This window comes from Pseudomonas sp. LBUM1640, assembly GCF_059716225.1.
The window spans coordinates 6432654-6452995 of record NZ_CP166816.1; the positions used below are offsets into that span (position 1 = coordinate 6432654).

The window sequence follows — 20342 nt, forward strand, 5'->3', positions numbered from 1 at the left end:
ATACTCCGGCCTTTCCGCCAGGCTCACGCCCGGCCGCTGAGGTCTTGAAAAAGGCACCTAACCCAGCTACTGCGCAGCTTTCAGCCCGCGCGAGCCGGTGGAGTGCCCGCCAGACGCAGCAGGACCGGACGGGGTTGCGCTCCCCTAAGCGCCATTCACGCCCGGCAAGATTATCCCTTTGGGCCAAGCCCTAACTAAAACAGGATTACTCATGTCCTTTGCTTCCCTCGGTCTCTCCGAGGCTTTAGTCCGCGCCATCGAGGCAGCGGGCTATACCGAGCCTACTCCGGTGCAACAGCGGGCTATTCCCGCCGTGTTGCAAGGTCGCGACCTGATGGTTGCGGCTCAGACAGGTACTGGTAAAACCGGTGGTTTCGCCCTCCCGATTCTGGAGCGGTTGTTCCCCAACGGTCACCCGGACAAATCCCAGCGTCACGGCCCGCGCCAACCGCGCGTACTGGTCCTGACCCCTACCCGCGAACTCGCCGCCCAAGTGCACGACAGCTTCAAGCTGTATGCCCGCGACTTGAAGTTCGTCAGCGCCTGCATCTTTGGCGGCGTCGGCATGAACCCACAGGTTCAGGCCATGTCCCGCGGTGTTGACGTGCTGGTCGCCTGCCCAGGTCGTTTGCTCGACCTGTGCGGCCAAGGCAGCGTTGACTTGTCCCACGTGGAAATCCTCGTGCTGGACGAAGCCGACCGCATGCTCGACATGGGCTTTGTCCATGACGTGAAAAAAGTCCTGGCTCGCCTGCCGGCCAAACGTCAGAACCTGCTGTTCTCGGCAACGTTCTCCAACGACATCACCGCCCTGGCCGGCAAGCTGCTGCATAACCCGGAGCGCATCGAAGTCACGCCGCCGAACACCACGGTGGAGCGTATCGAGCAACGCGTTTTCCGCCTGGCCGCCAGCCACAAGCGCTCGCTGCTTGCGCACCTGATCACTCACGGCGCCTGGGAACAGGTACTGGTGTTCACCCGCACCAAGCACGGCGCCAACCGCCTGGCCGAGTACCTGGACAAACACGGCCTCACCGCCGTCGCCATCCACGGCAACAAGAGCCAGAATGCGCGCACCAAAGCCCTGGCCGACTTCAAGGCCGGTGAAGTGCGCATCCTGGTCGCCACCGATATCGCCGCCCGCGGCCTGGATATCGACCAGTTGCCACACGTGGTCAACTTCGAGCTGCCAAACGTCGACGAAGACTATGTGCACCGTATCGGCCGTACCGGCCGTGCCGGTCGTTCGGGCGAGGCCATTTCCCTGGTCGCACCGGACGAAGAAAAACTGCTGAAAAGCATCGAGCGCATGACCAAGCAGAAAATCGCCGACGGCGACCTGATGGGCTTCGACTCCAGCGCCGTGGAGGCCGAGAAGCCTGAAGCGCGCGAGCGTCCAGACGTGCGTAACCCACGCAACCCACGCGGTCCGAAGGGCGATGGCCCGAACGGCGGCGGTGGTGGCGGTGGTCGTCGCGACAAGGGCAAAGACAAAGGCGGCAAGGAAAAAGCGCCGACCAACGGCCGTGGCGAACGCCCAGCCCGCGAGCAAAAGCCCCGTGAAGGCACCCCGGCCCGCGAACAGCGCCAGCCGAGCCAACCGCCACGCGCTGCAGCCGACCGCGCCCCGGACGAGTTCCTCGACGACGACGTGGATAACTTCGGTAACCGCGTCGACTACGTGCCCCAGGCCAAGCCGGCTCAAGGCCGTGGCCGTCGTCCTGGTGCACCGGCACCGGCCGCAGGCGCAGGTTCTGCCGCTCCACGTGGTGGCCAACCGCAGGGCGGTCGTCAAAATGGTCCGCGCAACAGCAGCGGCGGCACCACAGGCACGCCACCTGCCAAGCGCAGCGGCCCGCGTAATGGCGCACCGCGTGATGGCCAGGCGCGTCGTGAAGACTCGCGCAGCAACAACCGTCGCCCGGCCCGTGACGACCAGCCACGCTCGTCCGAGCCCGCCGTGCAAAACCCACGCGGTGGCCCGGCGCCGAAGATCATCCACAAGGAGTCGAAAGCTGACCGCTTCCCGACACCTGAGCAGTTGGATCAACTGCCAGGCCGCCCTCGTGGTGAGAAACCAGCGTTGCTGACCCGCAACCGCTGAGTTTTAAACGGCAAAAAAAACGCCCCGACTGTTCGGGGCGTTTTTGTATCTGACGCGGTGCTCATGAGTCGGATGCTTCACCCGCCTTATGAAACAGTTTGGCGAAAATCATCCAGCGACCTTCAACTTTCATTAAATTCAAATAGTCGACCATTACATTATTGAACAAGCGCAAACGCACTTTCACGATGGCCATTTCCGAGGACATCACATCAATCATCAACACTTCATCAAGTTGCGGAAAACCGCCTTCCTGGGGCGACTTACGGCCTTGAACCATTGCCCGGTACTCTGCAAAGGGCCGCACGACCACGTCCGCGTTTTGCGCGCTATATAACACGCAACCCCGATGAAACACTTGATCGAATGCCTTCAGATCCTGGGTTTGCAGCACACTAAAATAGTCTTTCAGAAACGCTTGAATTTCATCTATCACGACTTACAACTCCTGAATTCAGCACGACGCTATTTAAATGAATAACCGGTCGCGCATTATCAGTAGCGCACTGATTTTACGTATAGCGGCTATTATTAGTCTTTTTTGTGAAAGGAATTCACACATTGAAACTCCCTCCGCTTGCCGCATTGCGTGCCTTCGAAGCCCTGGCGCGACTGGGCAAAGTGAACCTGGCCGCCACGGAGCTGCACGTTACCCACAGTGCCGTCAGCCATCAGATTCGTTCGCTTGAAGAGTATTTGGACATCGCGTTGGTGATGCGCAACAAACGCGCCCTGTCGCTGACCGACGAGGGCCGTGTGTATGCCTACCAGATCCGGCAGGCGCTGGGTGAGATTGCGGGGGTTACCGAAAACCTCATGGCTAAAACCAGGCACCCGCAACTGACCGTGTCGGTGCTGCCCTCCTACGCCATGCATTGGTTACTGCCGCGCCTGCATGATTTCAGAAGCGCCCACCCGGAACTGCACCTGAGGTTGGAGTCGAGCATGGAGTTCGCCCGCTTCGAGCAGGGCCCGCTCGATTGCGCGATCCGTTTCGGCCATGGGCAATGGGCCGATGTGCATTGTGAACCGCTGATGGGCGACTCATTACTGGTGGTCGCTGCGCGCGACTTCAACCACGGCGTGCTGCCCGACACCGCGCAAGCCATCCTGGAGCAGCCACTGCTGCACGCCAGTGAAAGCTGGCCCATCTGGCTTGGCGCGGCGGGCGTGGAAGAGCAACGCCCTCAAGCCTCGCTGGAGTTCACCGACTCTACATTGATGCTCGAAGCCGTGAGGCTGGGGCACGGCGTCGCGTTGACTCGGCGCTCGATTGCCCATTCGTTGATTCAACGCGGGGACTTGGTCCGACTCACCGATATCGAGCCGGTGCACACTTCGCGCTACTTTTTGGTCTGGCCGGCCGGCAGTAAACATTCAGCGCAGTTAACCTCGCTGCACACCTGGCTCAAAGAGCAAGTTGTGATCTATCAGGGCAGCTTATAAACAGGCAGACAGCAAAACGCCGACCCTGAGGTCGGCGTTTTGAGGGTGAAACAGCGAAAGTAATTACTTCGCTTTGACACCTTCCAGCGAGATGTCCAGGTCCACGGTCTGGGAAGACGGGCCTGGGCCTTTGATGCCGAAGTCGTTCAGGTTCAGCGTGGTGGTGGCGTTGAAGCCAGCACGTTCGCCGCCCCAAGGGTCTTTGCCTTCGCCATTGAAAGTGGCCTTGAAGGTCACAGGTTTGGTCACGCCGTGAAAAGTCAGGTCGCCGGTCACGTCAGCGGTTTTTTCGCCGGTGGATTTAACCGCGGTAGACACGAACTTGGCATCGGCGAACTTGGCGACGTCCAGGAAGTCTTTGCTGGCGATGTGCTTGTCACGCTCTGCGTGGTTGGACCACAGGCTGGCGGTTTTCACGTCGACCGCGATTTTGCTGGCTTCAGGCTTGGCGGCATCCCAGCTGAACGAACCATCCCAGTCCTTGAAGGTACCGTGGATGAAGCTGTAGCCCAGGTGGCTGATTTTCCAATCGATGAAGGCATGCTGGCCTTCCTTGTCGATCTTGTAGTCAGCAGCCATGACCTGACCTGCAGACAGCAGAGCAGTACCTAGTGCCAGAGCGGCGAGAGTCTTTTTCAACATGCTTTCTATTCCTTGTGAGTCGAGGTTGAACATCAGGCTTAGCGCCCCAGCATTCGCGTGAGGGTCGCATCACGATCGATAAAGTGGTGTTTCAACGCAGCCACGCCGTGCAAGCCGGCGAAGACTACCAACACCCAGGCGAGGTACAGGTGCACCACACCGGCGGTGTCTGCCTGGTCCGGTAGCCCGGAAACCACGGCAGGAATCTCAAACAGGCCAAACACCGGGATACCGACACCGTCTGCGGTGGAAATCAGGTAACCGGCGATCATCACGGCAAACAGCCCGAGATAAAGGAAAGCATGGCCAAACGCAGCACCCATACGGGTCAGGCGACTGTAGCTGGCCAGCGGCGGTGGCGGCGGGCTGACCAGGCGCCAGACGATGCGCACCAGCATGATGGCAAACAACGTGATGCCAATGCTCTTGTGCAGGTCAGGCGCGTCTTTGCGCCAGGCGCTGTAATAGTCGAGACCGACCATCCACAGGCCCAGCGCGAACAAACCGAACACCACCAGGGCCACACCCCAGTGCAAAACCATGCTGACCCAACCATAGCGTGCCGGCGAATTACGTAGCTGCATGTTCCAAATCCCGTAAGAACTGTGCCCAAGACTAGCGATTTACCTATCGAATTAAAGCGGAAAATTTCGCTTTGAAATATCGAGAAATACGATCAAGAGGTTATGCACAGTACGTTAACTATGGATTAAGGACTATTCCTTAGAAACGTGACAGACCGTCCCGCGTTTACTGCGAATTCTTCTGTAATGGGTTGTGACACTGCCTGGCATTGCATAGGCTTGCGCGATTGTTACGCCTGCGCCGGCCGCGGGACCGCTTCGAGGAGATAAAACGATGGGCTTGAACAACCAGTGGATGCAACGCGACCTCGCGGTGCTGTGGCATCCCTGCACCCAGATGAAAGACCACCAGCAACTGCCGCTGATCCCGATAAAACGCGGTGAAGGCATATGGCTGGAAGACTTCGAAGGCAAGCGCTACCTCGACGCCGTCAGCTCCTGGTGGGTCAACGTATTCGGCCACGCCAACCCGCGCATCAACCAGCGCATCAAAGATCAGGTCGACCAGTTGGAACACGTGATCCTCGCCGGTTTCAGCCACCAGCCGGTGATCGAGCTGTCCGAGCGCCTGGTCAAAATGACGCCTGAAGGCCTGACCCGCTGCTTCTATGCCGACAACGGTTCGTCGTGCATCGAAGTCGCGCTGAAGATGAGCTTCCACTATTGGCTCAACCGCGGCCTGCCGAACAAAAAACGCTTCGTGACCCTGACCAACAGCTACCACGGCGAAACCATCGCCGCGATGTCGGTGGGCGACGTGCCGCTGTTTACCGAGACCTACAAGGCGCTGCTGCTCGACACCATCAAGGTGCCAAGCCCCGATTGCTACCTGCGCCCTGAGGGCATGAGCTGGGAAGAGCATTCGCGCAACATGTTCCTGGCGATGGAGCAAACCCTGGCCGAGAACCACGACACCGTTGCCGCCGTAATCGTTGAGCCGCTGATCCAGGGCGCCGGCGGCATGCGCATGTACCACCCGGTGTACCTCAAACTGCTGCGCGAAGCCTGCGACCGTTACGGCGTGCACCTGATCCACGACGAAATCGCCGTAGGTTTCGGCCGCACCGGCACAATGTTCGCCTGTGAACAGGCGGGCATCCGCCCGGACTTCCTGTGCCTGTCCAAGGCCCTCACCGGCGGCTACCTGCCGCTGGCGGCCGTGGTCACCACCGACGATGTCTACGACGCCTTCTACGACGACTATCCGACCTTGCGTGCTTTCCTGCACTCCCACAGCTACACCGGCAACCCGCTGGCGTGCGCGGCAGCCCTGGCAACGCTGGATATTTTCGAAGAAGACAACGTCATCGAGAACAACAAGGCCCTGGCCCAGCGCATGGCCACCGCCACCGCGCACCTGGTGGACCACCCGCACGTGTCGGAAGTGCGCCAGACCGGCATGGTGCTGGCCATTGAGATGGTGCAGGACAAGGCCACCAAGGCCGCCTACCCATGGCAGGAACGCCGTGGCCTGAAGGTATTCGAACACGCCCTGGAACGCGGCGCGCTGTTGCGGCCGTTGGGCAGCGTGGTGTATTTCCTGCCGCCGTACGTGATTACCCCGGAGCAGATCGACTTTTTGGCTGAGGTAGCCAGTGAAGGCATCGACATCGCCACCAACAGCAAAGTCAGCGTTGCGGTACCCAAAGACTTTCACCCAGACTTCCGCGACCCGGGCTGATAGCACCTACCTGATCGTTCCCAGGCTCCGCATGGGAACGCAGCCCAGGACGCTCCGCGTCCGCTGTGCACAACCTTTTCCAGAGAACAGAAATGAGACTGTCCCGTTTTTTCACCGACACCCCGCTGAGCCTCGGCGAGCACGAGTTGCCCGAAGCCCAGGCGCACTACATCAGCCGTGTATTGCGCATGGGCGAAGGCGACGCTGTGCAACTGTTCGACGGCTCCGGCCAGGAGTTTTTGGGCACGTTGCTGGAGGTCGGTAAAAAACGCGTCAGCGTGCAACTCACCGAAAGCTTCGCAGGCCAGACCGAATCGCCCCTGCACATTCATCTCGGCCAGGGCTTGTCCCGTGGCGAGCGCATGGACTGGGCGATCCAGAAAGCCACCGAGCTGGGCGTGAATGCGATCACGCCGATTTTCAGCGAGCGCTGCGAAGTGCGCCTCAAGGACGAACGCGCCGACAAACGCCTGATGCACTGGCGCCAGGTGGCGATCAGCGCCTGCGAGCAATGCGGGCGTTCGACGGTGCCGGTGATTCACCCGCCGTTGCTGCTGGTGGATTGGTTAAAGCAAACCGAGGCGGATTTGAAGTTGGTGCTGCACCCAGTGGCCGAGCCGATGATCAGCCATGCCAAGCCTGCCAGCCTGGCTTTTCTGATCGGGCCTGAAGGTGGGTTGACCGATAACGAAGTCGACACCGCCCAAGGCGCCGGCTTCCATGCTGCGCGCCTCGGCCCGCGCGTGCTGCGCACTGAAACGGCGCCGGTGGTGGCGTTGGCCGTTGCCCAGCAACTGTGGGGCGACTTCTAACCCCGCTGTGCAAACCCAAACCCAATGTGGGAGCGGGCTTGCTCGCGAATGCGGTGGATCAGTTAGCCTATTTATCAACTGACCCACTGCCTTCGCGAGCAAGCCCGCTCCCACATTTTGGATTGGGTTTTCAGTCCACCGGGTCGCTGACAGGCGACGCAATAATCGCCCTCAACTCAGCCGTCATCGGGAATTCCAGGTTCAAGCCCTTGGGCGGAATCGGCTGTTCAAACCAGCGCTGGTAAATCCCGTTGATCTCCCCGGAACGGTACAGGTCGCCCAGCGTCTCGTTGACCAGCGCAAGAAACTGCGGGTCGTCCTTGCGGACCATGCAGCTGTAGATCTCCCGCGACTGCTCTTTGCCCACCACCACCCAGCGGTGTGGGTCACGGGCTTTGGCACGCTCGCCATAGAGCAGCGCGTCATCCATGTAGAACGCCGCCGCACGGCCAGTCTCGAGCATCTTGAAAGCTTCGCCGTGGTCCTTGGCACTGATCACCGACATGTTGCTCTTGTGTTCGGCGTTGTAATTTTTGAGAAAGCGCTCATTGGTGGTGCCGGCGGTGGTCACCACGTTCTTGCCCTTGAGGTCTTCAAAGCCGTGGATGCCGCTGTCCTTGGCGGTCAGCAACTGGCCCTTCACATAGATAAACCCGTAGGAAAACGCCACCTGCTTCTGCCGCTCGGCGGTCACGCCGGTGGAGCCGCATTCCAGGTCCACGGTGCCGTTCTGCACCAGCGGGATACGGGTCTGGGACGTCACCAGGTTGTACTTCACGTTAAGGTTGGCCACCCCGGTTTTCTGCCGGATACGCTCGACGATCTTGCTCGCCAGGTCGACCGAATAGCCCATGGGTTTGCCGCTGTGATCGCCTACGTAGGAAAACGGCACCGACGCATCGCGATAGCCCAGGGTGATGGACTTGGCGCTGGCGATCTTGCTCAAGGTGCCATCCAAAGGCGCTTCAGTCGCCTGAACCTGAGCGCCAAACAGAAGCCCCAGGGTGCAGCCGGTCAACAGGATTTTTTTCATTGTTATTCTCCGTTGGTGGTGTGACGAATCAAGCCGCGCGGGGCGCCAGGCCCTGCATATCAATGGAAGGACGGTGCTGGCCGATCAATTCGGCCAACAGTTGGCCACTGCCGCAGGCCAGCGTAAAGCCCAGCGCGCCATGGCCCAGGTTCAGCCATAGATTGCGATAAACGCTGGCGCCAATCAGTGGCAACCCGGTCGGCGTGGCCGGGCGCATGCCGGCCCACTCAAGCGCATGAGCGTAATCACCGCCATGGGGAAACGTCTCCAGCGCCTGGCGTTTGATCAGCGCCAGGCGCTTGGGCTCAAGGCCGGCGTCGAAGCCGACGATGTCGACCATGGCGGCCACCCGCAGCTGCGCGCCGATACGCGCGTAGACGATCTTGCGGTCATAGTCGGTGATGCTCACATTCGGCGCCTGGTGATGCGCGCCAATCGGTACGCTCAGGCTGTAGCCCTTGAGCGGATACAGCGGCAACGACAACCCAGGCAACCTCAACTCAGCACTGCGATGCCCAGCGGCGAGTACGAGCTGCTCAACCGGCATCACTTCATCGCCCAGCACGATGGCCTGCACGGCACCGTCGGCGTGGCGGATTCCCGTGACCTTGCGCCCCAGCAAAAACGTGCAACGCCCCGAGGCCTCAAGCCGCGCGGCCAGTCGCTGGCAGAAGGCATGACAATCGGCGGCTTCTTCGTTCGGCGTGTAGATACCGCCGACAAACTCATCGCCCGCCAACGCCGGTTCCAGGCGCGCGCAATCAGCGGCCGACAGCACCTGCTGTTGCAGAAAATCGGTGACCTTGCTGCGCGCACGCTCAAAGGTGCCGACACTGCGAAACGTCACCAGCTTGCCGTTGCGCCGCCAGTCGAAGCCGTCCAGGCGATCATCCTCGCGCCATTGCTGCAAGGTGGCCTGGCTCAGAGTGGCCAGGCGCAGCAGGTGAGCGGCATTGCGTTGGTTGACCGAGCCACGGCAGGCGCCGATAAAGGCGGCCATCCAGCGCCACTGCTGCGGGTCGAGGCGCGGGCGCAGCGTTAACGGCGAGTCACCGCGCAGCAGCCAGCCGATGGCCTGCAGCGGCACACCTTTATCGGCCAGCGGCGCGACATAGCGGTAGGACAGTTGCCCGCCGTTGGCGAAACTGGTCTCGCTGCCGAGGCTGCCGCGCGCGTCGATCACCGTCACCTCATGCCCGGCACGCACCAGGGCATAGGCATTCGCCAAGCCGATGACGCCACCGCCGATGATACAAACGTGCCTGGCCATGCCAGCCTCCCGCCATTGAATGAACAGGCCTCAAGCCTAGGGGCAGGTGACAGGCCACCGACAATGAATAAAGATGGGTCACCTATAAACAAAGGTTATGGACGTGCCATGCGCTTGCGTCATATCGAAATCTTCCAGGCCATCCGCCAGACCGGCTCAGTCAGCGCCGCCGCTCAGTTGCTGCACGTCTCGCAACCGGCGGTGACCAAGGTATTGCAGCACGCCGAGCAGCAATTGGGCTTTCCATTGTTTCTGCGCGTGCGCGGCAAGTTGCAGCCCACCCCGGAAGCCCTGGCGCTGGAAAGCGAAGTCGAGAAGGTCACCCAGAGCCTGCAAGGCGTAAGGCGCCTGGCCAAGAGCTTACGCCGCGAGCCGGGGCAAAGTGTGCGCATAGGCGCCATCCCAGCGCTGGCCCTGTCGCTGCTGCCGCCTTCGATTCTGCAGTGGAAACGCGATTACCCGAACATGGCCTGCGAGCTGTCCAGCGACCATAGCGGCGAATTGGTGCAAAAGCTGTTGATGCGCGAGATCGACCTGGCACTGACCCTCAACTTCTCCGGCCATCCGGGCTTGACCACGCGAGTGTTGGCCCACGGGGTGTTGGTGGCGTTGGCTTCAAAGGGTTATTGGCCAGAAGCCGAGATGAGCACGCCACTGCCACTGGCTGACCTGGCGGGGGCGCCGTTGATTGGCCTGTCCAGCGCTGATCCGTTGGCGGCAAAACTCGACAGTTACCTGGAAAATGTCGACCCACCGCCCAGGGTGACGATCTCGGTGCAAACCTATTCCCTGGCCCGGGCGATGGTGGAGTCCGGGGCAGGGTTGACTGTGATCGACCCGTTCACGGCCTTGGGTGCGTCGACGGCAACCACTTGTATTCGCACGCTCACCCCGCCGCTGCCGATCACCTTGTATGCACTGACCCGCGCGGATGAACCGCCGCCGCATATGTTGGCGAGTCTCTTGGATATTTTCGGCAACCGCGCGCGGGCGCTACTGGAACGTTTGTGAGAACAACAAAAATCCAATGTGGGAGCGGGCTTGCTCGCGAAAGCGGAGTGTCAGCCACTTCATCTGAAACTGATACACCGCCTTCGCGAGCAAGCCCGCTCCCACATTTTTGACCGCGTTGCCTGTTACAGCACGTAATGCATGATCGCCACAAAATGCAGCAAGCTGCCGCCGATCACAAACAAATGCCAGATCCCATGGGAGTGCCGCATACGATCTTCCAGGGCAAAAAAGATGATGCCCACGGTGTACAACACCCCGCCCGACGCCAGCCATACAAACCCGGCCGTGCCGAGCGCAGCGAGCAGCGGCTTGACCGCCACCAGCACGATCCAGCCCATCACCGCGTAGATCACGATCGACAGGATGCGTGCCTCAGAGCGCGGCTTGATCTCTTGCAGGATGCCGATCACCGCCAGCCCCCACACAATCCCGAACAGCGTCCAACCCCACGGCCCGCGTAGCGTCACCAGACAAAACGGCGTGTAACTGCCGGCGATCAGCAGGTAGATCGAAAAGTGATCGACCTTCTGCATGATCTCTTTTCGCCGCCCGCGCACGCTGTGGTACACGGTGGACGCGCTGTACAGCACCAGCAGCGTAAAACCATAAATCGCCACGCTGACGATCTTCCAGGGGCTGCCATCCAGGCTCGCCACCACCAGCATCCACACTGCGCCGACAAAAGCGGCAACCGCCCCGACCAAATGGCTCCAGGCGTTAAATCGTTCCCCGTGATACATGTGTCACTCACCTCGAATAACCGTTATCACTTGGTTGTGCTACCTGCAGTCTGACGCGCTGGGCGGCTCGGCAGGTAACAACCTTTTCTTCATTTTCCAAAACGCATACGCCGATAGATGATTCGCTTCATGCCTCGACCCCAACTTCGCCAACGTCGGCATTATCTTCGGCCGACGCCTGCTTGGCTTGGCGGGTGCGGTTGTGACCGTGTCCAGGCTGTACCTGTTCCCTCATTGATCACCGTGCGCGCAGGTTTGGCCTATGCCAAGTGGCGGTGCAGCGCATGGCTGGGAGTGAACGGGTTTTAGGGGCACAATCAAGGGTATTCGTACAAGAGTCACGGCCATGCTGATCGACGAAGAATTCACCCTCAAGAAGCTCGAGATCTTCCTGGCGTTCATGCGCACCGGCAACCTGGCCCGCGCCGCCGCCGAGTTGCAAACCAGCAACGTCAGCGTGCACCGCGCCATCCACTCGCTGGAAAACGCGCTGCGCTGCCCGCTGTTCAAACATGAAGGGCGCAACCTCACGCCGCTGGAAAGCGCCTATGTGCTGGAAGAACGCGCGCAAAAGCTGGTGGCCGATGTGGTCGACAGCGTGCGCCTGACCCGCGAAGCCGCGGGTTTCTCGGCCGAGCGCTTCAAGCTCGGCTCGCTGTATTCGCTGACGGTCAAGACCGTACCGCAGCTGATCATGGGCCTGAAAATTCGTCGCAGCGAACTCAATATCGACCTGATCCTGGGCTCCAACTTCGACCTGCTCTACAAGCTCAAAAACATGGAAGTCGACGCGATCCTGATCTCCCTCGACGAACGCGCCAACGACCCTGATTGTGAGCAGATCGCGCTGTTCACCGACGACATTTTTCTCGCCACCCCGGCCGACTCACCCTTCGACCGCGAACAGGAAATCGACCTGGCCGATATGCGCGACGCCACCTTCATCACCCTCACCCAAGGCTTCGCCACGCATCAGGATGGCAACCGGGTGTTCAAGCAGGCGGGGTTCGAGCCGAAGGTGGCGATGCAGGTCAATGACATCTTCACGCTGTTGAGCATGGTCAGTTCGGGTGTGGGTTATGCGCTGCTGCCGGGGCGGATTGCGGCGGTGTATGAGAACCGCGTGAAGCTGATACCGCTGCAAGCCAGGTATCGGTTGCAGCAGCATATTGGCGTGGTGTTTTTGAAGGCCAAGGAGCGAGACCCGAACTTGCTGGCGCTGTTGGCAGAGTGCCGGATGTATGCCAATCGCCAAGTCTCACTCTGATCATTCCCACGCTCTGCGTGGGAATGCAGCCCTGGACGCTCCGCGTCCGCTCCAAAAAGCGTGACGCACAGCGTCACAAGAGGCATTCCCACGCGGAGCGTGGGAACGATCGGGTTAGCCGACTAAACCGCGCACGATGAAGTACAGCAACGACGGCCCCAGCAAACACCCAAGCCCGGTATGGAAAGTGGCCGTCAACGCGCCGTACGGCACCAACCGCCGATCCGTCGCCGCCAGCCCCGCCGTCACCCCACTCACCGTGCCGGCCAACCCGCCAAACACCATCGCCGAACGCGGGTTATCCAAGCCCATCCAGCGCGCCGCCACGGGCGTGCCGACCATCACCAGAATCGCCTTGATCAACCCCGTCGCAATCGACAGCGCCATCACATCCGAGGTCGCGCCAATCGCCGCACCCGTCACCGGCCCGACGATGTAAGTCACAGCCCCCGCGCCAATGGTGGTCATGCTGACCGCATCACGATAGCCAAACGCCCAGGCCATGCTCGCGCCGACAATAAACGGCAAAATCGTGCCCAGCAGCAGCGCAATCACGCCAATCATCCCGGCCTTGCGCGCCTCGGTGGCTTGCACCTCAAACGCCGTGGCGACAATGGCGAAATCGCGCAGCATCGCACCGCCCATCAAACCGATACCGGAGAACAGTGCCATGTCCGCCAGGCCTTTTTGCCCGCCGGTGAGCGTGCCGCCGACCCAAGCCAACACCAGCCCGATCACGATGGCAATCGCCGAGCCATGAATGCGCCCGAAGGTCAGGCGCTTGGACAGCACCACGGAAACCCACATCACCACGCCGACGAAGGCAAACGCGGTGACCAGGCTGTTATTTTCCAAGCCTTTTTCGATCAGAGGCCACATATCAGCGACCTCCTGCAGCTGCGATCAGCGGCTCTTCAGCGGGCAAGGGTTCGCCCTTGTGAGTGCGGCTGATCAGAGCAATGGTGCAGCCGCAGACCACGACTGAACCGATGGCGGCCAGCACAGCGACCGGGCCGCCGTGCAGCGCGGTCACCACGTTTTGTTGCGCGGCCATCGCCAACACCACCGGGATGTACATGGCGCCCCAGAAGCCCACGCCCATTTCGCAGTCCTTGGTCATGCCACCGCGTTTTTGCATCCACAAGCGCGCGCAGATCAGCAGGATCATGGCGATCCCGACGCCGCCCACATTCGATTTGACGCCCAGCAACACACCCAGCATGTCGCCGAGGATCACACCCGCCAACATGCAGATCGCCAGCAAGGCCACACCATAAATAATCATCGTTGTTGTCCTCAAAGTGCTTCATCGAAATTGTTGTTTTTGTGCTTCGAAAGCCTTGGGTGGTGCTTTATCGGTGGCGGCGTTCCTCCTCTTGCAGCAGGGCCTGCAAGGTGTCCAGGCGCGCGCCTTCGCAGGCGATCACCGTGCCTTGCTCAAACACACGGCGTGACAGGCCGGTGAGCACCGCGCCTGGCGGCAGTTCGATTTGCAGGCGTACGCCACGCTCGTAAGCGCTTTGCACGGTGCCGCGCCAATCGACGATGCGGCACATGTTGAAAGCCAGGTCGTCGCGCAGTTGCTCAGGGTTGTGAATCGGCCGCGCGCGGGTGCTGCTCAGGTAGGTAATACGCGGCGCCTTGAGCGTAACGAACGCTTGCGCCAGCGCCTGGGCAGGCGCATCCAGCAGCGCGCAATGGGACGGCACGCTGACGGCCAGGCGCTTGGCGATGCCGTTGCCCTTGATGCGTGCTGCGACGAGCTTCATTGCCTCATCGCTGCCGGCAATCACGGTTTGGTTGTCGGCGTTGATGTTGGCCAGGTACACCGGGGTTTGCGCGCTGTGGATATCTGCCAGCACGGTTTCGACAGTGGATAACTCAGGGCCGATGAGCGCGGTCATCCCGTAACCCTGTGGATAAGCGTTTTGCATCAGCTCGCCGCGCAGGCTGACCAGTTTTACCGCATCAACAAAGTCCAAAGCGCCCGCGATGACCGCTGCCGGGTAGGCGCCGATGGACAGGCCCGCCACGTAATCGGGCGTGTGGTGCAACTGGCGGGCATGGGCGACGCCGACGATCAGCAGGCACAGCTGAACGGCGCGCGTACGCGCCAAGGCCTGCGCCGAATCGAGCAGGCGAACGTCTTCACCCAAGGCATCGCTGGCCTCATCCAATACATCGGCAGGCAACGCCTGGAGCATGCCCGTGCGCTGGGCGCCCTGCCCCGCAAACACCAAAAGGCTGCTCATGCCACGGCCTGCCAAGGGTCAACCACCAAGTGCGCGCCGCTGCTGGTTTTGAGCAGCACGCGGCGTGAGCCGCCGGCCCATTCGCGCAAGGCGACGGCGCCAAACGGGGTTTGCAGTTGCAGGTCCACGGCACACGGCGCCGTGTTCAATATCGCCAGCAGGTCCTCGGCATCACCGCGCGCCAGGCGCTGGGGCGTGCGCAGGATCAAATCCAGGTCGCTTTGCTCATGCAGCGCTTCAATGCCGCTGGCCAGCTCGAAACCCGCGCTGCCGGTAACGCCCCACGTCTCCTGCGCCAGCACCGGCCGCAATAGATCGAGCGCGCGTAACGCCGGTAAATCCCGTGGCGAGATTACCGCGCGCAAGGCTTCCGGCGTCACTCGTCGCTGCACGGCGGCGATGGGCATCACCGCCGCAAACCGCTGCTCACGCAAACGCCCGCGCACGCCGACCGCCACGTGGCCAGGTTCGGCGAGGGCGCGGCGCACCACCACCGGGTGGCCGGCGCTGATCGCGTCCACCGCCCAGGCCGGTGCATCGGCGGGCAGGTGCGCCGGGGTCATGCCCCAGAGCAAATCGTGGGCGTTCACCATTGCTCCCGCAGCAGCTGGCGTACGTGGCTTGAAGCGCCACGGTTGGTGGCGCCCAGGCGCCCTTTTAAATCGGCGCCATCGACATCGTTGATGGCGTGTACCAGGCAATCGCTGACCCGCACCACATCGTCCGCCGTGGGCTGTTCAATCTGGCTGACCGACAGGGTTTCCCAGAGCAGACCGAGGCTGGCATAGCTTTCGATGTCGTAGGCCATCGGCGGCACGCTGGCCGCCAGGGCTTCCAATTCTTCAACGCTGCGCAGCGTCACCCGCGCCGCCGAAGCCTTGCCCATGGCGTGCACCATCACGCCGGGGTCACGCAGGGCAATCAGCCGGTTGGCCTGATAGCCGTGGGCCAGGAACGCGCCGGACATGGCCTTGCCCACCAGCAGCGCAATCACCGGGTGGCCGGCCAGTCGCGCGCGGGCGTAGCTGTCGGCGGCGGCGGCCAGGGCCTGATGGATGCCCAGGGCTTCTTCACGCCGGCCATAGGCTTGGCTGGGCACATCGACGATGGCAATGATCGGGCGCTTGTCGCCCGTTGCGATGGCCGCGTCCACGGCCTTGGCCAGGCCCCAGCCTTCGAGCAGGCCGACTTCGCCATTGCGCGCCCGTGGGAAGCGGTTTTGCGCGTCGGTGACCACGGCGATGAAACGCACGGCGTGTTCACCCAATACGCCGTCGGCGACTTTCAGCGAGGCCGGCAAACCCTCCACGGGCGTGGCGCCGTTACTTAATGCGTTGAACCACTGCAGCCCTCTCATGAGCGGTCTCCTTGATACAGGTCGCGAACTGTCGCCGCGTCGATCTGCGGCGTGGCGTCGAGTTCAGCCAGGCGCGCCAGGTAGAAATCGACCTGACGGCTGCGTTGGTGTTCGGGCAAGCCTTGTTGCAGCAGCGCGGTGACGGTCTGTTGGATCTGCGCCACATCGTCCGCCACGTAACGGTCGGCCAAGCCGCTGTTAAAGCGCTGCTCGCCGCCGGTGAGGCTCCAGATAAACGGACGGTCGCGGGAGTCGTATTCTTCCAGGCCTGCTTCCTGCTCGATCACTTGCGGGCCATTGAGGCCCAGGCGTGCTTCGCGGGTGACGACGAGGTAACTGCACAACCCAGCGGCAATCGACATACCGCCAAAGCAGCCAACACTGCCCGCCACCACGCCGATCACCGGCTGGTACTGGCGCAGATCGACAATCGCCGCGTGGATATCGGCAATCGCCGCCAGGCCGAGGTTGGCTTCCTGCAGGCGCACGCCACCCGTTTCCAGCAACAGCACGGCGCGGGTCGGGATGCCCTTGCGGTTGTCTTCGGCCGCCAGCTCCAGAGCACCGGCGATTTTCGCGCCACCCACTTCACCGAGGCTGCCGCCCTGGAAGTTGCCTTCGATAGCGGCAACCACCACCGGCAAGCCGGCGATGCTGCCTTTGGCGATCACTACGCCGTCATCGGCTTGAGGCACCACGCCCTGGCGGCTGAGCCACGGCGACATGACGCGTTGGAACGGGTCGATCAGTTCGCGGTAAGTGCCGGCGTCCAGCAAGGCCTTGGCCCGCTGCCGTGCACCGAGTTCGACAAAGCTGTGTTTGCTGAGCAAATCAGTCATGGCCGATCTCCTCGAAACCTTGTTCCAGACGCAAGCGCACCACGCCCGGCGTGGCGCCGAAATCGTGGATATCAATCTTCAAGGCCGGTGGCGTGTGTTCCTGGAAGATACGTTCGAACAGGTGCTGCCAACGTTGTTCAGCGCCATTCACCGAGGTCTGCACCTGGATGATCAGCGTGCCGGGCGTGCCCGGTTCCAGCAGCACTTCCAGGTCGCCGGAGCCGACGCAACCTACCAGCGCACGGCCTTTTGGCGGCTGCCCGGCGGGGAATTCAAAGCATAAGGTTTCCATCACAGCGCTCCATCGAGGCGGTCGATAAACAGGCAGGCGGCCAACAGGTCGGCGGCGCCGCCGGGGGAGGCATTCAGGGCCAGCAATTGGCGGTCGAGTTCGTGCAATTGGCGGCGACCGGCCAGGCTTGCGCTGCCGCCTGCGTCCAGCACGGCTTGGGCGCCGCGTTGCATGGCGTGCAGGCCTTCGGTGCCTGCGCGGTAGAGCACGCAGGTGTCGGCCAGGTCGGTCATGATGGCGAGCAAGGCATCCAGGCGCGCGTTCTGTTCGCCAGCATTTTGCCGGCGGCTTTTGTGCAGTTGCGGCAGGCCGCGTTGCATCACGGACGGGAAGCCGAGTTGCGCTTCCTCACGGGCGCCGCGAGCGCCGTAGCGTTGCGCAACCTGGGCGCCGTGGCTCAGCGGTTGCGGGGCGTAGCGGTCGTTGAGCAGGGCCAGTTTGGCCGCGTTTAGCGTTACGGCACGGGGCTCCAGCGCCGCCGCAGCGGTGAGCAAACCAAGCGCCCAAATCGCGCCGCGATGGGTGTTCACGCCGTGGGTGGTGGTGAGCATCGCTTGCTCGCCTTCTCGACCGATACGCCCAAGGGCTTCGCGCAAAGGCAAACCGACTTCACCACATTCAAGCGCGGCTTCGGCCATTTCCTTGAACATCGGCCACAACGACAACGCCGAAGCGTGCATCAGGCCCAAGTGCAAATCGCTGTGGGCACCGTTGCCGCGACGGTCCACCAAGGCGGGTTTGGGTGACAAGTCAGCCTCATCGATCAGCGCATCGACGGCCATGTCCGCCAGGCGATCAGCCAGGCTGATTTCATGCAGTTTGAGTGCGCGCATTTACCAACTCCTGAACTTGGCGGGCGGGTTGTACAAGCCACCGGACCACTCCACCAGGTCGGCCACGCTCTTGGCGGCCAACAGCTCGCGGGTGGCGTCGGTGCGGCGGATGCCGAGGTCTTCGGGCAACGCGATCAGGCCTTCGCGGCGCATGCGCGCGGTGTCCTTGGGGTTGTGGCGCAGGCCGATGGCGGTCACGCCTGCGACGGCGGCGATCATCGCCTGGCGCTCTTCGAGGGAGCGCGCCTTGTACAGGTAGGCGATGCCTTCTTCGGTGAGCAAGTGAGTAACGTCGTCGCCGTAGATCATGATCGGCGCCAGCGGCATGCCGCTTTTGCGCGCCACTTCCACGGCGTCGAGGGTCTCGACGAAGGTGGGTTTGCCGCCTTCCTGGAAGGTTTCGACCATTTGTACGACCAACTTTTTGCCGCGCTCAAGCAAGGCTTCCGGCGCATCGTCGTGGCGCATATCCAGCCAGGCTGGCGTGCCATGGCGACGGCCGCGCGGGTCATGGCCCATGTTCGGCGCACCGCCAAAACCGGCGAGGCGGCCACGGGTCACGGTGGAGGAATGCCCGTCGCCATCCACTTGCAATGTGGCGCCGATAAACAGGTCCACCGCGTACTGGCCGGCGAGTTGGCAGAACATCCGGTTGGAGCGCATCGAGCCGTCGCGGCCAGTGAAGAATACGTCCGGCCGCGCGGCGATGTAGTTTTCCATGCCCAACTCGGTGCCGAAGCAATGCACGCTTTCCACCCAGCCGCTTTCGATGGCGGGGATCAGGGTTGGGTGTGGGTTGAGGGTCCAGTTGCGGCAGATTTTGCCCTTGAGACCGAGCGATTCGCCGTAGGTCGGCAGGATCAATTCAATAGCGGCCGTGTTGAAACCGATGCCATGGTTCAGTGACTGCACATTGTGTTTTTCGTAGATGCCACGGATCGCCATCATCGCCATCAGCACATGCACCGGCTTGATATGGCGCGGGTCGCGGGTGAACAGCGGCTCGATATAGAACGGCTTGTCGGCCACCACCACAAAATCCACCCAGCTTGCAGGGATGTCGACGCGGGGCAAATCCGTGACGTCATCCACCAACTGGTTGACCTGCACGATCACGATGCCATCGCTGAACGCGGCGGGTTCGATCAGCGCCGGCGTGTCTTCGGTGCTGGCACCGGTGTAGATATTGCCGGCGCGGTCGGCCATGAAACCGGCCGACAGTACGACGTTGGGGATCAGGTCCACCACCAGCCGCGCGTAGAGTTCGATGTAGGTGTGGATCGCGCCGATTTCCAGCAGGCCGTCTTCCAGCAACTGGCTGATGCGCAGGGATTGGGTGCCGGCGAAGGAGAAATCCAGCTTGCGGGCGATGCCCTTTTCAAACAGGTCCAAGTGCTCGGAGCGGCCGACACTGGGCATGATCATGTGCAAATCGTGGAGCTTGGCCGGGTCTGCCTTGGCCAGCGAGCGCGAGAGGAAGTCGGCTTGCTTCTGGTTGTTGCCCTCCAGCACCACGCGGTCGCCGGGAAGGATCAGGGCTTCCAAGGCCTCGACGATTCTGTCACTGGGCAACACCGCCCCGTCTGCGTATTTTTTGACCAGCCCGAGGCGCCGCTGCTTCTCGTCGCGCCGCCGCGTCCAGCGCGAGTCGGGGGTGATGGTTGTTGTCATGGTCGCTCCACGGGGTTTGCTGTCGTGGGCTGTACCTTAGGAGTGAAACTTGGGGGCATCAATCAAGCCCAATGGCGAATCATTACGGTTGCAGTAACGGATCATCAGCAAACACTGAGTTCGCGCCGACTGAAGATCAAAATGTGGGAGCGGGCTTGCTCGCGAATGCGGTGGGTCAGTTACACCTGTACCGACTGACACCCTGCATTCGCGAGCAAGCCCGCTCCCACATTTGTTCAGTGGTCATTGCCACTGATGGGCCGCCAACAAATCTTCCACTTATTCAGCAGAGTTGATCGTTCCCAAGCTCTGCGTGGGAATGCCGCTTGGGACGCTCCGCGCTCCGCCAGTCAGTGCAATTCTCAAGTCGTGAACGAAGGTGACGCGGAGCGTCACAAGATGCATTCCCACGCGGAGCGTGGGAACGATCAATGTGAGAGCGGGCTTGCTCGCGAATGCGGTGGGTCAGTTACACCTGTACCGACTGACACCCTGCATTCGCGAG

At 61.8% G+C, this 20342-nt stretch carries 21 protein-coding genes; 6 read left to right on the forward strand and 15 right to left on the reverse strand.

Features of this window, described 5'->3' with window-relative positions; genetic code table 11:
* The first annotated feature begins 211 nt into the window (after positions 1-211).
* Positions 212-2104, forward strand: a complete 1893-nt coding sequence (gene rhlE2, locus ACA065_RS28625; RefSeq protein WP_497692467.1) for an RNA helicase RhlE2 — start codon at positions 212-214, stop codon at positions 2102-2104.
* A gap of 61 nt (positions 2105-2165) precedes the next feature.
* Here the strand turns inward: rhlE2 and ACA065_RS28630 are convergent, their stop codons facing one another.
* Positions 2166-2540, reverse strand: a complete 375-nt coding sequence (locus ACA065_RS28630; RefSeq protein ID WP_497692468.1) for a nuclear transport factor 2 family protein — start codon at positions 2538-2540, stop codon at positions 2166-2168.
* A gap of 125 nt (positions 2541-2665) precedes the next feature.
* Between ACA065_RS28630 and ACA065_RS28635 the strand changes: the two genes are divergently transcribed.
* Entirely contained in the window at positions 2666-3550 is an 885-nt protein-coding gene (locus ACA065_RS28635; protein ID WP_497692469.1) for a LysR substrate-binding domain-containing protein, read from the forward strand.
* Between the two features lie 63 nt (positions 3551-3613).
* On the opposite strand, the gene ACA065_RS28640 is transcribed toward ACA065_RS28635, so the two are convergent.
* A complete protein-coding gene (locus tag ACA065_RS28640) occupies positions 3614-4192 on the reverse strand; it encodes a YceI family protein (RefSeq protein ID WP_497692470.1) in 579 nt (192 codons plus the stop codon).
* Between the two features lie 38 nt (positions 4193-4230).
* Positions 4231-4776, reverse strand: coding sequence for a cytochrome b (locus ACA065_RS28645; RefSeq protein WP_497692471.1), 546 nt, complete (start codon positions 4774-4776; stop codon positions 4231-4233).
* Between the two features lie 274 nt (positions 4777-5050).
* Between ACA065_RS28645 and ACA065_RS28650 the strand changes: the two genes are divergently transcribed.
* Together ACA065_RS28650 and ACA065_RS28655 are read left to right on the forward strand one after the other, a co-directional pair.
* Positions 5051-6457, forward strand: a complete 1407-nt coding sequence (locus ACA065_RS28650) for an adenosylmethionine--8-amino-7-oxononanoate transaminase (protein WP_497692472.1) — start codon at positions 5051-5053, stop codon at positions 6455-6457.
* A 92-nt stretch (positions 6458-6549) separates the two neighbouring features.
* Positions 6550-7269, forward strand: coding sequence for a 16S rRNA (uracil(1498)-N(3))-methyltransferase (locus ACA065_RS28655; RefSeq protein WP_497692473.1), 720 nt, complete (start codon positions 6550-6552; stop codon positions 7267-7269).
* Between the two features lie 130 nt (positions 7270-7399).
* Here the strand turns inward: ACA065_RS28655 and ACA065_RS28660 are convergent, their stop codons facing one another.
* Both ACA065_RS28660 and ACA065_RS28665 read right to left on the reverse strand, forming a co-directional pair.
* On the reverse strand, positions 7400-8302 hold the full coding sequence (locus ACA065_RS28660; protein ID WP_497692474.1) for a transporter substrate-binding domain-containing protein: 903 nt from the start codon (positions 8300-8302) through the stop codon (positions 7400-7402).
* Positions 8303-8330: 28 nt separating this feature from the next.
* Positions 8331-9572, reverse strand: coding sequence for a D-amino acid dehydrogenase (locus ACA065_RS28665; RefSeq protein ID WP_497692475.1), 1242 nt, complete (start codon positions 9570-9572; stop codon positions 8331-8333).
* A gap of 108 nt (positions 9573-9680) precedes the next feature.
* On the opposite strand from ACA065_RS28665, the gene ACA065_RS28670 reads away from it, so the two are divergent.
* The gene (locus tag ACA065_RS28670) at positions 9681-10583 is read left to right on the forward strand and encodes a LysR family transcriptional regulator (RefSeq protein WP_497692476.1); all 903 of its coding nucleotides are present in this window, start codon (positions 9681-9683) and stop codon (positions 10581-10583) included.
* A gap of 125 nt (positions 10584-10708) precedes the next feature.
* Here ACA065_RS28670 and trhA read toward each other — a convergent pair whose 3' ends face one another.
* Positions 10709-11326 carry a PAQR family membrane homeostasis protein TrhA gene (trhA, locus tag ACA065_RS28675; RefSeq protein ID WP_497692477.1) on the reverse strand — a complete coding sequence of 206 codons (618 nt, stop codon included), beginning with the start codon at positions 11324-11326 and terminating at the stop codon, positions 10709-10711.
* Between the two features lie 346 nt (positions 11327-11672).
* Here trhA and ACA065_RS28680 point away from each other — a divergent pair, with 346 nt between their 5' ends.
* Positions 11673-12593: a LysR family transcriptional regulator gene (locus ACA065_RS28680; protein WP_497692478.1), complete on the forward strand. Its 921-nt coding sequence runs from the start codon at positions 11673-11675 to the stop codon at positions 12591-12593.
* Between the two features lie 114 nt (positions 12594-12707).
* Here ACA065_RS28680 and madM read toward each other — a convergent pair whose 3' ends face one another.
* The 9 genes from madM to mdcA form a co-directional block, all read right to left on the reverse strand.
* Entirely contained in the window at positions 12708-13472 is a 765-nt protein-coding gene (madM, locus tag ACA065_RS28685; RefSeq protein WP_497692479.1) for a malonate transporter subunit MadM, read from the reverse strand.
* A 1-nt stretch (position 13473) separates the two neighbouring features.
* Positions 13474-13878, reverse strand: a complete 405-nt coding sequence (gene madL, locus ACA065_RS28690; RefSeq protein WP_497692480.1) for a malonate transporter subunit MadL — start codon at positions 13876-13878, stop codon at positions 13474-13476.
* 67 nt (positions 13879-13945) lie between these two features.
* Positions 13946-14845 (reverse strand): malonate decarboxylase subunit epsilon, encoded by a 900-nt coding sequence (mdcH, locus tag ACA065_RS28695; RefSeq protein ID WP_497692481.1) that lies wholly within the window; start codon positions 14843-14845, stop codon positions 13946-13948.
* A complete protein-coding gene (locus ACA065_RS28700) occupies positions 14842-15438 on the reverse strand; it encodes a malonate decarboxylase holo-ACP synthase (protein WP_497692482.1) in 597 nt (198 codons plus the stop codon). Before ACA065_RS28700 ends, mdcH begins: the two co-directional genes overlap by 4 nt.
* Positions 15432-16202, reverse strand: coding sequence for a biotin-independent malonate decarboxylase subunit gamma (gene mdcE, locus ACA065_RS28705; protein ID WP_497692483.1), 771 nt, complete (start codon positions 16200-16202; stop codon positions 15432-15434). The genes ACA065_RS28700 and mdcE overlap by 7 nt, the downstream gene beginning before the upstream one ends.
* A complete protein-coding gene (locus ACA065_RS28710; protein WP_497692484.1) occupies positions 16199-17041 on the reverse strand; it encodes a biotin-independent malonate decarboxylase subunit beta in 843 nt (280 codons plus the stop codon). Before ACA065_RS28710 ends, mdcE begins: the two co-directional genes overlap by 4 nt.
* Positions 17034-17333, reverse strand: a complete 300-nt coding sequence (locus tag ACA065_RS28715; protein ID WP_497692485.1) for a malonate decarboxylase subunit delta — start codon at positions 17331-17333, stop codon at positions 17034-17036. The genes ACA065_RS28710 and ACA065_RS28715 overlap by 8 nt, the downstream gene beginning before the upstream one ends.
* Positions 17333-18166 (reverse strand): triphosphoribosyl-dephospho-CoA synthase, encoded by an 834-nt coding sequence (locus tag ACA065_RS28720; protein ID WP_497692486.1) that lies wholly within the window; start codon positions 18164-18166, stop codon positions 17333-17335. Before ACA065_RS28720 ends, ACA065_RS28715 begins: the two co-directional genes overlap by 1 nt.
* Positions 18167-19837, reverse strand: coding sequence for a malonate decarboxylase subunit alpha (gene mdcA, locus ACA065_RS28725; protein ID WP_179676540.1), 1671 nt, complete (start codon positions 19835-19837; stop codon positions 18167-18169). It lies immediately after the preceding gene.
* Positions 19838-20342: the final 505 nt, after the last annotated feature.